The sequence below is a fragment of the Yersinia frederiksenii ATCC 33641 genome, assembly GCF_000754805.1.
Lineage (GTDB): Bacteria > Pseudomonadota > Gammaproteobacteria > Enterobacterales > Enterobacteriaceae > Yersinia > Yersinia frederiksenii.
Map to the genome: position 1 here is coordinate 1,601,215 of NZ_KN150731.1, position 12,682 is coordinate 1,613,896.

Genomic DNA, 12,682 nt, shown 5'->3' on the forward strand with positions numbered 1-12,682 from the left:
TGGGTTGAATCTATCTGCGGTTATAAATCGCCCCCTATATTGATAGATAAATCATTTCACCATTAATATTTTTTCCCCGTGGGAAATGAAAAGAGGTGTTTGCCATCATGAGTGAGTTGCCACCTTTGGTGGATAAACATCTTGATGGTTCAGAGGGAAGTTAGCAGTTCTCACCAGATTGTATCTAAACTTGTTTATTCGCCAGTTGTTTATTAACAGGTTATTTGGCACCGTTGGTAACATTACTTAATAGTAATACTGCGAACATACAAATCAAAAGTGACGCCTTCATTTTTGCCCGGACTGTTAAATAAAAATTATATATTATCATGGCAAATTGCCGTCTCAGTTTTTTTGGTATTAATTTGTAATGACTTTATCAAGAGGGATGTCATTATTTATCAAATAAAATTCATCATTTTTGCAGATCTACACTGACTCATTGGTCTGTGTTATAATTTCAGTATTATCATTTATGAGGATAAGTGATTCTTTTCTATTTTTACTTTATATTTTAAATGATAGGTGATTTATCTGTATGTCTTTATTTTCTTTTTATCATAGCTGCCTGAGTTTTTTTATCAAAAAAGTATTTGGCAGGCACCTTAGAGGTGAGCCAATGAGGAGAGAGAATGAGAAGAATGAATTATCTAATCTACAACTGGATGTGCTACTGAATGCTGAGAAGCAGGTTGCAATCATCACAACTAACTTAGATAACTGCATCACGATATTTAATGTGGGAGCAGAGCGTATGTTTGGCTATTCTAAGGAGGAAGTCCTAGGACGTCCTATATCTGATATATTACATATCCCAGAAGATGGTGACACTCAAACTAAGCTGGACTATTTATTACTTAACCGACGTAATGCCAGTGAATGGTGTTATCAGCGTAAAAATGGTGAACGTTTCTGGGGAGCGCTCAGTGTTCATGAAATAATGTCAGATACTGGCGAAATTGTTGGTTATATCAGTGTCATTTCTGATGTTTCGGAAAGAAAATCCTTACTGATAGAATTGGAAGAAAGTAAGCAAATGATGGACCGGTTAACCAAAAACTTACCGGCGATGATTTATGCTTATTATTTGAATGATGACGGTGAGTCTTATTTTAAATATTGTAGTGAGGGTGTTCGTAAAATATTCGATCTTTCGCCTGCTGATGTTCTACATGTCCCCCGTGAAAAAAATCCCTTATTCAGCCGCGTTCATACTGATGATATGGATATGCTAAGACAGGCTGTTGCTATTTCGCAGCAGAATTTATCGGTTTGGCGCTGCGATTTTCGCGTTGTATTGCCGGGGATAGGGATACATTGGATCCACGGCGAGTCTTTCCCGACGCGGCAGGATGATGGGTCCGTCATCTGGTATGGTTCATTTTTTGATATCACAGAACTTAAACAGTCTGAATCGATCCTAAAAGCCCTGTCACAAACCGATGTATTGACTGGGGTGGCAAATCGCCGCCATTTCGATGAACTCTATCAACGAGCCTGGAAGAAGTATCGAATTGAAGGTGGGCCCATTTCTATTCTAATGATTGATTTTGACAACTTCAAAAGTTTTAACGACCTCTATGGCCATGCCATGGGGGATGTTTGCTTGCAGTCTATTGTCGAGACATTATCAAAATCGATCCGTAGTGGTTCAGATATTCTGGCGCGTTATGGGGGGGAAGAGTTTATTGTCTTGCTGGCACCGAGCACGTTGACAGATGCGAAGGCGATTGCTGAACGTATGCGTCATTCCATTGAGGAGTTGGATATTCCTCATGCGATGTCTCCCCCAGGGCGAGTGACGATAAGTGTGGGGGTGGCATCCGTTTCTGATCCGGGTGAACACCTATCGGCAAAAGATCTGTCAGATGCTGCGGATAAAGCATTATATCGAGCTAAAATAAGCGGGAAAAACCGAGTTGAGGCTGCTGCTTTGACTTGATCGTCCCATGCCGATATATGGAGCATGCTTAATAATCAATGGGGCAGGGAGAGCCCCATAGTGTTCGGCATATAACAAAAAATATAAATTTAAATAGAGTAAGTGAAACAGCAGTATGCCGAATTTCACTTACTCTTTTTATCATGACAAATGGGTATATTGGGCAGACTAATAAGGGTCTTGAGCTTCACGCAGACGTTCTTGCTCTTCCTCTATGACGGCCTGGATCTCTTCCAGCACGCCCTCAACATCAACAATTTTAGTACTTTCCGCAAATTCGCCAGTCAACACCGTTTCGGGATGTAGTTTGCCATCTTCATAAAGTGCCCACATCTCTTTGGCATACTTACGATTAAGCAATTCTGGGGCATATTGACCATAATAGTGCGTCATATTAGCGACATCCCGCTCCAGCATAGCTTTCGCATGGTTATTGGCAGCAGCATTGACGGCTTGTGGTAAGTCAATAATGACCGGGCCGTCTTTATCGATTAAGACATTAAACTCTGACAAATCACCATGGACCAAACCGGCGCACAGCATCCGAACGACATAACGGATCATGATTGCATGGTCAATCAGGGCTTGCTCTTTACTAAACGGGACGTCACTCAGGCGAGGGGCAGCTAGCCCATCCTCATCAGTCACCAGCTCCATAAGCAGAACACCGTCAAGGCAAGCATAAGGTTGTGGCACACGGACACCAGCATTTGCGAGCAGGTACAGCGCGTCTACCTCGGCGGTTTGCCAGGTTTCTTCTTGTTGCTTACGGCCAAATTTAGAGCCTTTCGCCATGGCGCGGGCATCACGACTATTGCGAACTTTACGGCCTTCCTGATATTGAACCGCTTGCTTGAAATTACGGTTCTCAGCTTCTTTGTAAACTTTAGCGCAGCGGATGTCCTGCCCACAACGGACAACATACACATCAGCTTCTTTGCCACTTTTTAAACGACGGATGACTTCGTCAACCAAGCCGTCATCAACCAGCGGTTGGATTCGTTTTGGAATTTTCATGGCGTCCTTGTACCCTATTTAAGCCCGCGATGGAATGGCTTTGGCTGAATTTTCCTCCAGTTTACCATTCGAGCCCATCTGCGGGTGGGTTTTTACCTGGCCTCAGGCGGCACTAAACTGGGCATTATGCAACTTAGCATAAGCCCCTTTACGGGCAAGTAGTTCGTGATGATCACCTTGTTCTACAATGCCTTCTTTATCAACCACAATGATGCGATCGGCATTTTGAATGGTGGCTAAGCGGTGTGCAATAACCAAGGTGGTTCGGCCCTGAGATAATTCAGTCAATGCCAACTGAATGGCCTGTTCTGTGGCGGTATCCAGGGCAGATGTGGCTTCGTCTAGAATCAAAATAGGCGGATTTTTCAGGAAAATACGTGCAATAGATAGCCGCTGTTTCTGACCACCGGATAATTTTACACCTCGCTCACCCACCACAGTATCAAGGCCATCTGGCAAGCTTTCAATCAGCTCATCCAATCGAGCTTGTTGTGCGGCAGCCATGATTTCGTCATCACTGGCATCCAGCTTGCCATAGGCAATATTCTCACGAATAGATCCGCCGAATAAGAAAACATCCTGCTGTACAATACCGATATTGTTGCGCAGTGATTCTTGTGTCATATCACGAATATTAATGCCATCAATTGTAATTATACCATCATCAAGTTCATAGAAACGGGGCAACAATGAGCATAATGTGGTTTTGCCCGCCCCTGATGGCCCAACGAAAGCGACTGTTTCACCGGCACGAATTTGCAAATTCAAATCAGTAAAAATCTTATGCTGCGCTGAATAACCAAAACTGACATTTTGATAGCAAATATCACCGTGCAGATGGCCGACGGGGCGCGCATTTGGCTTATCGACAATATCAGGCAATGTATCAATCAGTTGAGTAAATCGTTTGAAACCGGCGATCCCTTTCGGATAGCTTTCTAGCACCGAGGTTATTTTGGCCACTGGGCGGAAAAAGACCTCGACTAACAGTAGAAAACCGACAAAGCCGCCGTAACTTAATTGATCATTAACCACATACCAGGTTCCGACTACCATCACAATCAACTGCACCAGACGAGTACTCAGGTAGCTCATCGTCATACTGGTGGTCATGATGCGGTAAGCCCGTAGTTTAGTGGTGCGGTAGTCTTCGTTATCTTTGGCAAATAATTTCTTTTCGTGAGATTCGTTAGCGAAAGCTTTCACCACACGAATACCACCGATACTTTCTTCAATGCGGGCATTAAAGTTACCTACCTGACCAAATAGCCTGCGCCACGTTTCGGTCATTTGTGCACCGTAACGGCTGACCAGGTATGTCATAAACGGCACAATGAAGATTGTGAGCATGGCCAGTGGCAAATGGACTGAGGCCATCAGGATAAACGCGCCAATAAATGTCATGACAGCAATGAAAAGATCCTCTGGGCCGTGATGGGCAATTTCCCCAACTTCCTCAAGGTCCTTCGTGACATGAGTAATAATATGGCCGGTCTTCACATTATCGTAATAGCTAAATGATAGCTTTTGCAGATGACTGAATGCCTGACGGCGCATGTCGGTTTCGATACCGACACCGAGTGCATGGCCCCAATAGTTCACGACTGCCATCAATGCAGTATTGAGTAGGTAAATAAGTAGTAGCCCTGTTGCCGCCCAGACAATGAGTGCCCAATCTTGATTGGGCAGCAGTTTATCAATGAACAGTTTTACCGCCATCGGAAAGCTCAGTTCCAACAACCCAGCTAGAATCGCACAACCAAAATCCAGATAGAAAAGCCCTTTGTAGGGAGCGTAATAAGAGAAGAAACGGCGGAGCATTAAGGCATCCTTACAATCACAGAGAAAAAATCGATATTAAAAGTGAGTTTGCAGCATTATAAATGTAAATGGTTCTTAATAGCATTTATTTTGCCTGTTCTTTGTGATTAATAGAATTCCTATCTGCCGTAATAGGCATTGAAGCAAAGATAATATCGGGTATTGTTAATGGAATCATAGCAAGGAGAAATAACCATGAAATTGATGTTGACCGATACCCCGACTACTGAAGATGTTGCAGAAATCATTGCAGGATTAAAAGCCTTTAATCGTAATTTTGTTGGTGACAATGGCCGCAAACCATTAGCCGTATTTATTACTGGTGAGCAGGGTGAAAAGTTGGGTGGGATTACGGGCTATACCTTGGGTAATTGTCTGAGCATTGAATTTTTATGGGTATCGGACGCATTACGTCATTTAGGCTCGGGCAGTAAACTGATGCGTGCGGCCGAACAAGAAGCATTGCAACGAGGCTGTAAGTTTGCTCAAGTCGATACTTTCAGTTTTCAAGCTCGGCCTTTCTATGAAAAACACGGTTATCAATTGAAAATGACCTTAGAAAATGTTGTGGGTGAGTATCATCGTTATTACTTAACTAAAAGTCTGATTAGTTAGACGGCGCTACTATTGGCTCAAAAATGTAGATTTTGAGTGTATTCATTCTTTCCCTAATCGAGAGGTTTTCTGTTTAACTGTCTGGCGACAATGCACCGGATCGTTTCCGCCAGAACGGTGTACATAATTAATCTTGCTATACTCAAACTGTGAATATTCAGCTTTTGACGTAAACTCACATATTTCACTGAATATCACCATAGGACTTGGTCTTCTGTTAGGTTAATCTGTTTTATATGGAATTAACCAATGCAAATGGAAATGAATATGGCGGCCTCATCAAATAAGAAATTGTCACTGTGGTCATTAACTTCACTGGTTGTTGGCTCAATGGTCGGCGCGGGTATTTTCTCTTTACCTGCAACGTTTGGCCGCGCAACTGGCGGCTTTGGTGCTCTTATTGCCTGGATTATTGCCGGGGGTGGGATGTTGACTCTGGCCTTTGTATTTCAGACATTGGCGCAGCGCAAACCTGATCTTGATTCCGGCGTTTATATTTATGCTAAAACCGGGTTTGGTGATTATGCCGGTTTTGCTTCCGCAATCGGTTTTTGGGCTGGAGCTTGTATCGGTAGTGTCTCTTATTTTGTATTGATCAAGTCAACACTAGGGGCATTCTTTCCACTATTTGGTGACGGTAATACGTTATCGGCTGTTTTCATTGCATCACTAATTTTGTGGAGCTTCCATTTTATGGTGTTACGTGGCATCAAAGAAGCCGCAGCAATTAATACCATAGCGACTTTTGCCAAGGTCATACCGATATTTATATTTATCATCGTTTTGGCATTTGCATTTCACACTGATACCTTCGCATTAAACTTCTGGGGTACTCAATCGTTGTCTGCTGTCGGAGACCTCTCCCATTTGGATGATTATGGTTATACTGGCCATGCCGCCTTGGAAATAGCAGCAGGGTCCGACAGTTTATTCTCACAAGTTCGTAGTACGATGCTCGTCACGGTATTTGTTTTTGTTGGTATTGAAGGGGCGAGTGTTTATTCCCGCTACGCCAAAGAAAGAAAACATGTCGGTATCGCAACGGTTTTAGGTTTTATTGGTGTTTTATGTCTGTTGGTATTGGTCACTATGCTCTCTTATGGTGTGCTGCTTCGCCCAGACCTTGCGGCTTTACGCCAGCCATCCATGGCGGGTGTACTCGAACATATTGTGGGTCGCTGGGGAGCTATATTTATCAGCATCGGGCTGATTATTTCTGTTATGGGTGCCTATCTGTCATGGACGTTGTTAGCGGCTGAAGCGCTTTATAGTGCGGCTAGGAGTCACATCATGCCGCAGATATTCACGACCGAGAATAAGCACGGAGTCCCTTCAGCGGCCGTTTGGATGTCGAATATTTTTATCCAATTATTCTTAATTGTTACGCTTTTCACCGATTATGCTTTCCAGTTGGCACTGGAGTTAACCAGCTCACTAGTTTTGATTCCCTATCTTCTCGTCGCAGCCTATGGATTGAAATTGGCCTGGACGCGGGAAACATACCCTGTGGGTTCGATAGACCATAAGAAAGATTTGATTTTTGCTTTAATGGCCACGTTATATGCCATATTGATGGTCTATGCTGGAGGCTTGAAATACATATTATTATCAGCAGTGGTATATGGCCCAGGAACCTTATTGTTTATTATTGCTAAGCGTGAGCAGAAAAAAACGATATTCTCATCCATTGAAAAATGCCTTTTTGCTGTGGCGCTCATTGCTGCTGTTGTGGCGCTCTACAGTCTTGCGACAGGCATAATTACAGTGTGATAAGATTGCTATATTAAGTGAGGATAGTCAGGGGCTCAGAATCTGAATATTGCTTGCAATACATTATCGACATTAATGTGTTCGGGTAATTCCCCCATTTTTACAATGGGTGGGCTTGATCTATAACACAGACTACGACAGGATCGCGTTGGAATAACCAGCTATCAAGTTGGTGTTGGTATGGTGTTCGATAAACAATAGCCAATAAAAACGCGATTTTTCTTATGCAGAGTCATGGCTGGTGTATTTTGACCAGTAGGTATTGCTTTGAAAAAACAACAAAATATTACCCAGAATAGTGATTATTCAACGGGAATTGGCGATGCGCAATTTGCGCTCGTGGTTTTACTGACAACATCATGTTTGCTGATTGCAATAACGTTGATTGTGATCCTATGGTTAATCTGATACGCCATGGAAATTAGGGAGAATGTATGGATAAGGGTTTGTTTGATGACAATAAAATCATTGCACTGATCGGTTTACTATTCGCCGCACTTATTGTGGTTAGTACGATGTTTGTGATGACCTATATGGCGGATCGTCAACGCAATGAAGTACAAACCATCGATGTGCAAAACTGCTACAAAAAGACCTGAAAATTTTATTCGCCAGAGAGCGCTAAACCTGCATTCAGGCGAATAAAAGCATTGCGGAGTGTTAGGCTAATTTCTGATGGATAGCATGCAAGGGTAAGGCGATATTAAGGTCAATATTGGTATTTTGTCTGAAATCATACGGGGTTATGCCGTAACGTTTTCTGAACATATAAGTAAAGTGGGACTGTGAGCCAAAGCCAAAGTCCAAAGCAATGTCAAAAATAGTGCTATCACTGCACCTGAGTTGATAAACAGCACCTGCTAAGCGCCTTTCTCGAATGTACTTACCTAGCGATACACCGGTCACTTCTTTGAATATTTTTTGCATATGCCAAAGCGAATAGCCAGAGTACACGGCTAACTCTTCGAGATAGATGACTCGGCCCAGATGGGTTTCGACCCATTTACTGAGGGCGCAGACTAACGCGAGATGATTTTCTTGTGACATTATTTAGTCTGTTTTTTCTAGTTAGGAGTAGTGCAGTATACACAAGTTGAATCTAACAACACAAAACACCACATTGGCTTCGATCGTGTAACCGGGACTCTAAAGACTTTTCAGTGAATGCTTGCAAAAGAGCTTTCTGATGCCATAGTAAAAGGGTGGTGCTATCTGAATGGGAAATATCTCAAGGGTAAAGGGTTGAGTTTGGAAAAATAGAAATTAAAAATGATGAGGTGATCGCATGTTGATAACAGTGATTATGACTCTGATAGCGGTTGTCGGTGTAACCGTCTTTCTAAAGATGCCAGTAATGGTTCTACATAAAGGTAAAGGCGCAGGAGGTGATGAACTGTGAGGTTAGGAATATTGTGACCGACATATATAAAATGATTTTTTCTTCTAACCAGGTGATTGATAGCTATCATACCTGGTTTTTTTATGCCTGATTTTTACGCTACCTTGCTCGGTTTTTGCAGCAATAAACTTTTTTACCAACTGAAGCCATGCATTCAATGACCTTCCCTAGCTGGCTAATTAACTTGAGATAATTTCAGAAAGGTTTGGCAATAAAGGTGAGGGGATGACACTGTGGGCTAAAGAAATACTTCAGTGAGCGTGATATCCTTACTTGATATTATTGTTAAGGAATTATTCATGTCTGAGATGTTCACTAATGACCAAGAGCTGGTTTCTGATCTGGTTGCCTGCCAATTAGTTATCAAACAAATTCTGGATGTGATCGATATCATTGCACCTACAGAAGTGCGGGATAAGATGTCACATCAGCTTAAAGCCATCGATTTTTCTACCCATCCAGCTGGCGCAGATCCGGTGACGAAACGAGCTATTGAGAAAGCCATTGCGCTAATTGATATGAAGTTTACGCAAAAGTCATGAATTATCGAACGGAACAGTTGAAACAAGCCAACTGTTCCGGTGCATAGCCTTACCAAGAAACCTGTAGGATAAGTGGTGGGTTAATAACTAACTCGCCACTTATCATTCAAATATGTTATTGCCGATCTTTTTCACTAAGGGGCAATTGCTGACGCCAATAATGCCATTTTCACCGTTGATAAATTGAGCTGTGGCAACAGTCCTGGCCGTCAGATATTGACACTGTAAACCTATGCCTGCCGCGTTCTTTTCACTGCCGATAAGTACACCATAGCCAGAAAAGAGCAAGCCAAGGTAGATGATTGCCGCCACCAAGAAAAGTCTGAACAAACTCATATGGTCACTCCCTGTAATTAGTTTTACTTATTTTGTGGTGAGTAGATTTAGTAGTTTAACTTGTTATGATGAGTCAGTTAATAGTAAAAATCCTAAATCATTTTGATTTATAGAATAAACTATTAGTAAAATGCTCTTCCAAGAAGATAACAAATATTAGTAATTACATCTTGGCTATAACTGGTTGATGTTTAATACAGTATAATTTAAAAAAATGTTAAGTAAGGTGCTCGATTTGAACATAAAGAAACTTGTTGCAACGGTGGGGATCATTGCCGTTTGTTGCTTGTTTTATCTATTAGCCCTTGATAGCTACTGTGATCAAGGGGGGACTTTCTCTACCGGTATTTGTACTATTACTTCGATTATTCCTTGGTAAGAATAAGCACTAATTTCATTAATAATAACAGATAAAAACTATTACTATAAGTTATCGTTATTAGCTGCTAATTAACCACAGGGATTTACCGTTGTGGTGGGCAGAGTGTTAAGATAGTGTCTTCGCCACGCAGGTAACATGTAATAGGGTAGTCAATGTTAGATACAACTATGGGCGCACTTGGTGCCATCCCAATCGCTTTGTCACTATTTACTGTCATTTTTTTCTTGATAGTTTGGTTCTTTTTGAGCCGTGCTAGTGTACGAGCCAATGAACAGGTCCGCTTGTTACAGGACATTGTGGAACAGCAGAAACAGCAAACAGAATTGCTCAAAGCATTACTGGAAAATGCCACAGGCGTCAGTGATGGGCAAAGTGATAGTGATATTGTTTCCCCTCTCGATTTTAAAGGTTTTATTCCTGAGAGATAGTATTCATTGCAATTCTGGCGCTGCCAATGGGCAGTGTCAGAGTGATAATAAGCCAGAACCCCTTTTCCTAAAGCCCTTCTGTATGTTTTAGATTTTTCCGTTCGCAAGCCAAAATAAACCCTACTGACTGTCATAAATTTGTCTTAATTTCGCCGTAATGTAGCCAGAACTTTTCAGGAGAACGGTGATTCGGATGATTAAATGGTATGAAGAAAGTGACAGTGAAGTGAACAGAAGCATTGCGCTACTGACTGGTGAAGATCCAGATAAATGGTATCCCTATGGCGGTATCAAAGGTAAAGACTATTGTAAGAACCCTTCAGATGCATGGCCTATCATCTACGCCAATAAAATTGGTCTCTACTCGCCAGAAATTAATGATAATAATCAGTGGAATGCCAGAATTACCAATCTGCAAGGCGAATGGCAGGCCTATAGCCAAAGCCCATTACGCGCGGCAATGATCTGCTATCTACTCAGTCAGGAAGTTTGATCGGTAACCTAATGATTTTCAGCACAATATCCCGTAAATAGACAGTGGCGGGAATGACAAACGGTAAGAAGTTATTGACGACTTTCGTGGAGCTGATGATGAAACGTATCATTAAAGGGGATTCAAATTTATCACATCTGGTTATTGCTCATGCCGCGATTGACCACCATCAAAAATCCTACGGTGATCGGCGTCAGGGCTGGCCTTCAACTTATCTTATCCGCTATAAAAATAATCGTGTGGCGGTTGAGGTTGTCACTCGGCGTCAGTCATATGTGGCCACATTAATGATTGGCGCTCGAAATTTGAGTAAGCTATGTGGCATATCTGCGTTACATCCCTGAGTATTATCTCTAGACTCATCAATTCAATGCCCAGCTTATATAATGTAAGCTGATTGATTGCTGCTCAATTGTGCGTGAACCACCTTTATTCTTGATGCAATCAGCTTTAAGTGTTAAAAAACCGCCGCAGATTCATTTACGAAAGGCACTGTTATCACGCCAATGGGTAACAGATGCGGCAGAGGACAGGATGGAACAGCAGTTGCAGGATTCAACACTAAAACGCGGTTTAAAAAATCGACATATTCAACTGATTGCGCTGGGTGGGGCGATTGGTACCGGATTGTTTCTAGGAATAGCGCAAACCATTAAGATGGCTGGCCCTTCAGTGATACTGGGTTATGCCATCGGCGGCTTTATTGCATTCCTTATTATGCGCCAACTGGGCGAAATGGTTGTTGAGGAGCCTGTTGCTGGTTCATTCAGTCACTTTGCCTATAAATATTGGGGCGATTTTGCTGGATTCTTATCTGGCTGGAATTACTGGGCCATGTTTATTTTGGTCGGAATGGCTGAATTAACCGCCGTCGGTATCTATATTCAATATTGGTGGCCAGAGATCCCGACTTGGGTTTCAGCCGCCGTATTTTTTGTGCTGATCAATGCTATCAATCTAGTCAATGTCCGAATGTATGGTGAGACCGAGTTCTGGTTCGCTATCATCAAAGTTGCAGCGATCATTGGCATGATTGTATTTGGGGCTTATTTGCTGGCGTCGGGTAGCGGTGGCCCAAATGCCTCGGTCACTAACCTTTGGGCACAAGGGGGCTTTATGCCCCATGGCTTGAGTGGCTTGGTGATGGCAATGGCTGTCATTATGTTTTCTTTCGGCGGTCTAGAGATGGTCGGTATTACCGCTGCGGAAGCCGAAGACCCGCATCATAGTATTCCTAAAGCAACCAACCAGGTTGTTTACCGTATCCTTATTTTCTATATCGGCTCATTGGCAGTGCTACTTTCTCTTTACCCATGGGGTAAGGTCGTGGAAGGGGGTAGCCCTTTCGTCATGATTTTCCATGCATTGGACAGTAATCTGGTTGCAACAATTCTGAATGTGGTGGTTTTGACCGCTGCACTATCTGTCTACAACAGTGGTGTTTACTGTAATAGCCGCATGCTCTTTGGCCTGGCCTCTCAGGGCAATGCTCCTAAGGTGCTGACCAAGGTGAATAAGCGCGGAGTGCCTATTTTGTCAATCGCACTTTCCGCGTTGGCAACCTCGGCAGGGGTAGTTATTAACTATGTCATGCCAGGCAAGGCCTTTGAATTGCTCATGGCATTAGTGGTTTCAACTCTGGTTATCAACTGGGTCATGATTTGCCTAGCTCACTTAAAATTCCGTGCCGCTAAAGTGAAAGAGGGCGTTGAACCGCGCTTCAAAGCGTTATGGTACCCTTATGGAAATTATCTGTGTCTGGTCTTTCTGATGCTGATTTTGGTCATCATGTATCTGACTGACGGAATTCAAATCTCTGTACTGATGATGCCTGCATGGGTCGCACTATTATGGTGCGGCTTTAGGCTTACTCGTCGTAAATATAAGAATAGCCAGTCAGCAGTGAAGGATTCCAACGCAGTCTAATTTGATGACGA

General features: G+C 42.7%; 14 protein-coding genes. 10 read left to right on the plus strand and 4 right to left on the minus strand.

Going from position 1 to position 12,682, the window contains the following annotated elements:
- The first annotated feature begins 538 nt into the window (after window positions 1-538).
- The gene (locus tag DJ58_RS14615) at window positions 539-1,942 is read left to right on the plus strand and encodes a sensor domain-containing diguanylate cyclase (RefSeq protein ID WP_004709535.1); all 1,404 of its coding nucleotides are present in this window, start codon (window positions 539-541) and stop codon (window positions 1,940-1,942) included.
- Between the two features lie 168 nt (window positions 1,943-2,110).
- On the opposite strand, the gene DJ58_RS14610 is transcribed toward DJ58_RS14615, so the two are convergent.
- Window positions 2,111-2,959: a PA4780 family RIO1-like protein kinase gene (locus DJ58_RS14610; protein WP_004709532.1), complete on the minus strand. Its 849-nt coding sequence runs from the start codon at window positions 2,957-2,959 to the stop codon at window positions 2,111-2,113.
- A 102-nt stretch (window positions 2,960-3,061) separates the two neighbouring features.
- Window positions 3,062-4,780: an ABC transporter ATP-binding protein gene (locus tag DJ58_RS14605; RefSeq protein WP_004709531.1), complete on the minus strand. Its 1,719-nt coding sequence runs from the start codon at window positions 4,778-4,780 to the stop codon at window positions 3,062-3,064.
- 195 nt (window positions 4,781-4,975) lie between these two features.
- Between DJ58_RS14605 and DJ58_RS14600 the strand changes: the two genes are divergently transcribed.
- From DJ58_RS14600 to DJ58_RS14590, 3 genes are all read left to right on the plus strand, one after another.
- Window positions 4,976-5,395 (plus strand): GNAT family N-acetyltransferase, encoded by a 420-nt coding sequence (locus DJ58_RS14600; protein WP_004709529.1) that lies wholly within the window; start codon window positions 4,976-4,978, stop codon window positions 5,393-5,395.
- A gap of 267 nt (window positions 5,396-5,662) precedes the next feature.
- Window positions 5,663-7,165, plus strand: coding sequence for a basic amino acid/polyamine antiporter (locus tag DJ58_RS14595; protein WP_032911197.1), 1,503 nt, complete (start codon window positions 5,663-5,665; stop codon window positions 7,163-7,165).
- A gap of 434 nt (window positions 7,166-7,599) precedes the next feature.
- Complete coding sequence (locus tag DJ58_RS14590) at window positions 7,600-7,764, plus strand: hypothetical protein (protein WP_004709523.1); 165 nt, start codon at window positions 7,600-7,602, stop codon at window positions 7,762-7,764.
- Window positions 7,765-7,825: 61 nt separating this feature from the next.
- Here DJ58_RS14590 and DJ58_RS14585 read toward each other — a convergent pair whose 3' ends face one another.
- A complete protein-coding gene (locus DJ58_RS14585; protein ID WP_004709522.1) occupies window positions 7,826-8,212 on the minus strand; it encodes a helix-turn-helix domain-containing protein in 387 nt (128 codons plus the stop codon).
- A 651-nt stretch (window positions 8,213-8,863) separates the two neighbouring features.
- Between DJ58_RS14585 and DJ58_RS14575 the strand changes: the two genes are divergently transcribed.
- Window positions 8,864-9,106, plus strand: coding sequence for a DUF2766 family protein (locus DJ58_RS14575; RefSeq protein WP_032911150.1), 243 nt, complete (start codon window positions 8,864-8,866; stop codon window positions 9,104-9,106).
- 102 nt (window positions 9,107-9,208) lie between these two features.
- Here DJ58_RS14575 and DJ58_RS14570 read toward each other — a convergent pair whose 3' ends face one another.
- Window positions 9,209-9,442: a YobH family protein gene (locus DJ58_RS14570; RefSeq protein WP_032911149.1), complete on the minus strand. Its 234-nt coding sequence runs from the start codon at window positions 9,440-9,442 to the stop codon at window positions 9,209-9,211.
- A gap of 235 nt (window positions 9,443-9,677) precedes the next feature.
- Here DJ58_RS14570 and mgrB point away from each other — a divergent pair, with 235 nt between their 5' ends.
- The 5 genes from mgrB to DJ58_RS14550 all read left to right on the plus strand — a co-directional run bounded on the left by mgrB (window position 9,678) and on the right by DJ58_RS14550 (window position 12,671).
- Entirely contained in the window at window positions 9,678-9,821 is a 144-nt protein-coding gene (gene mgrB / locus DJ58_RS22595; RefSeq protein ID WP_005170546.1) for a PhoP/PhoQ regulatory lipoprotein MgrB, read from the plus strand.
- A gap of 155 nt (window positions 9,822-9,976) precedes the next feature.
- Window positions 9,977-10,252: a YebO family protein gene (locus DJ58_RS14565; protein ID WP_032911147.1), complete on the plus strand. Its 276-nt coding sequence runs from the start codon at window positions 9,977-9,979 to the stop codon at window positions 10,250-10,252.
- 193 nt (window positions 10,253-10,445) lie between these two features.
- The gene (locus tag DJ58_RS14560; RefSeq protein WP_004709511.1) at window positions 10,446-10,745 is read left to right on the plus strand and encodes a phage protein NinX family protein; all 300 of its coding nucleotides are present in this window, start codon (window positions 10,446-10,448) and stop codon (window positions 10,743-10,745) included.
- A 98-nt stretch (window positions 10,746-10,843) separates the two neighbouring features.
- Entirely contained in the window at window positions 10,844-11,089 is a 246-nt protein-coding gene (locus DJ58_RS14555) for a DUF4060 family protein (RefSeq protein ID WP_032911146.1), read from the plus strand.
- A 190-nt stretch (window positions 11,090-11,279) separates the two neighbouring features.
- Window positions 11,280-12,671, plus strand: coding sequence for an amino acid permease (locus tag DJ58_RS14550; protein WP_032911195.1), 1,392 nt, complete (start codon window positions 11,280-11,282; stop codon window positions 12,669-12,671).
- Window positions 12,672-12,682: the final 11 nt, after the last annotated feature.

Excerpts from the sequence above, each read along its gene's own strand:
- DJ58_RS14555 (WP_032911146.1), top strand. The coding sequence starts at position 10,844 with ATGAAACGTATCATTAAAGGGGATTCAAATTTATCACATCTGGTTATT.
- DJ58_RS14600 (WP_004709529.1), top strand. The coding sequence starts at position 4,976 with ATGAAATTGATGTTGACCGATACCCCGACTACTGAAGATGTTGCAGAA.
- DJ58_RS14550 (WP_032911195.1), top strand. The coding sequence starts at position 11,280 with ATGGAACAGCAGTTGCAGGATTCAACACTAAAACGCGGTTTAAAAAAT.
- DJ58_RS14575 (WP_032911150.1), top strand. The coding sequence starts at position 8,864 with ATGTCTGAGATGTTCACTAATGACCAAGAGCTGGTTTCTGATCTGGTT.
- DJ58_RS14615 (WP_004709535.1), top strand. The coding sequence starts at position 539 with ATGTCTTTATTTTCTTTTTATCATAGCTGCCTGAGTTTTTTTATCAAA.
- DJ58_RS14565 (WP_032911147.1), top strand. The coding sequence starts at position 9,977 with ATGTTAGATACAACTATGGGCGCACTTGGTGCCATCCCAATCGCTTTG.
- DJ58_RS14610 (WP_004709532.1), bottom strand. The coding sequence starts at position 2,959 with ATGAAAATTCCAAAACGAATCCAACCGCTGGTTGATGACGGCTTGGTT.
- DJ58_RS14570 (WP_032911149.1), bottom strand. The coding sequence starts at position 9,442 with ATGAGTTTGTTCAGACTTTTCTTGGTGGCGGCAATCATCTACCTTGGC.
- DJ58_RS14560 (WP_004709511.1), top strand. The coding sequence starts at position 10,446 with ATGATTAAATGGTATGAAGAAAGTGACAGTGAAGTGAACAGAAGCATT.
- DJ58_RS14605 (WP_004709531.1), bottom strand. The coding sequence starts at position 4,780 with ATGCTCCGCCGTTTCTTCTCTTATTACGCTCCCTACAAAGGGCTTTTC.
- DJ58_RS14595 (WP_032911197.1), top strand. The coding sequence starts at position 5,663 with ATGGCGGCCTCATCAAATAAGAAATTGTCACTGTGGTCATTAACTTCA.
- DJ58_RS14590 (WP_004709523.1), top strand. The coding sequence starts at position 7,600 with ATGGATAAGGGTTTGTTTGATGACAATAAAATCATTGCACTGATCGGT.
- DJ58_RS14585 (WP_004709522.1), bottom strand. The coding sequence starts at position 8,212 with ATGTCACAAGAAAATCATCTCGCGTTAGTCTGCGCCCTCAGTAAATGG.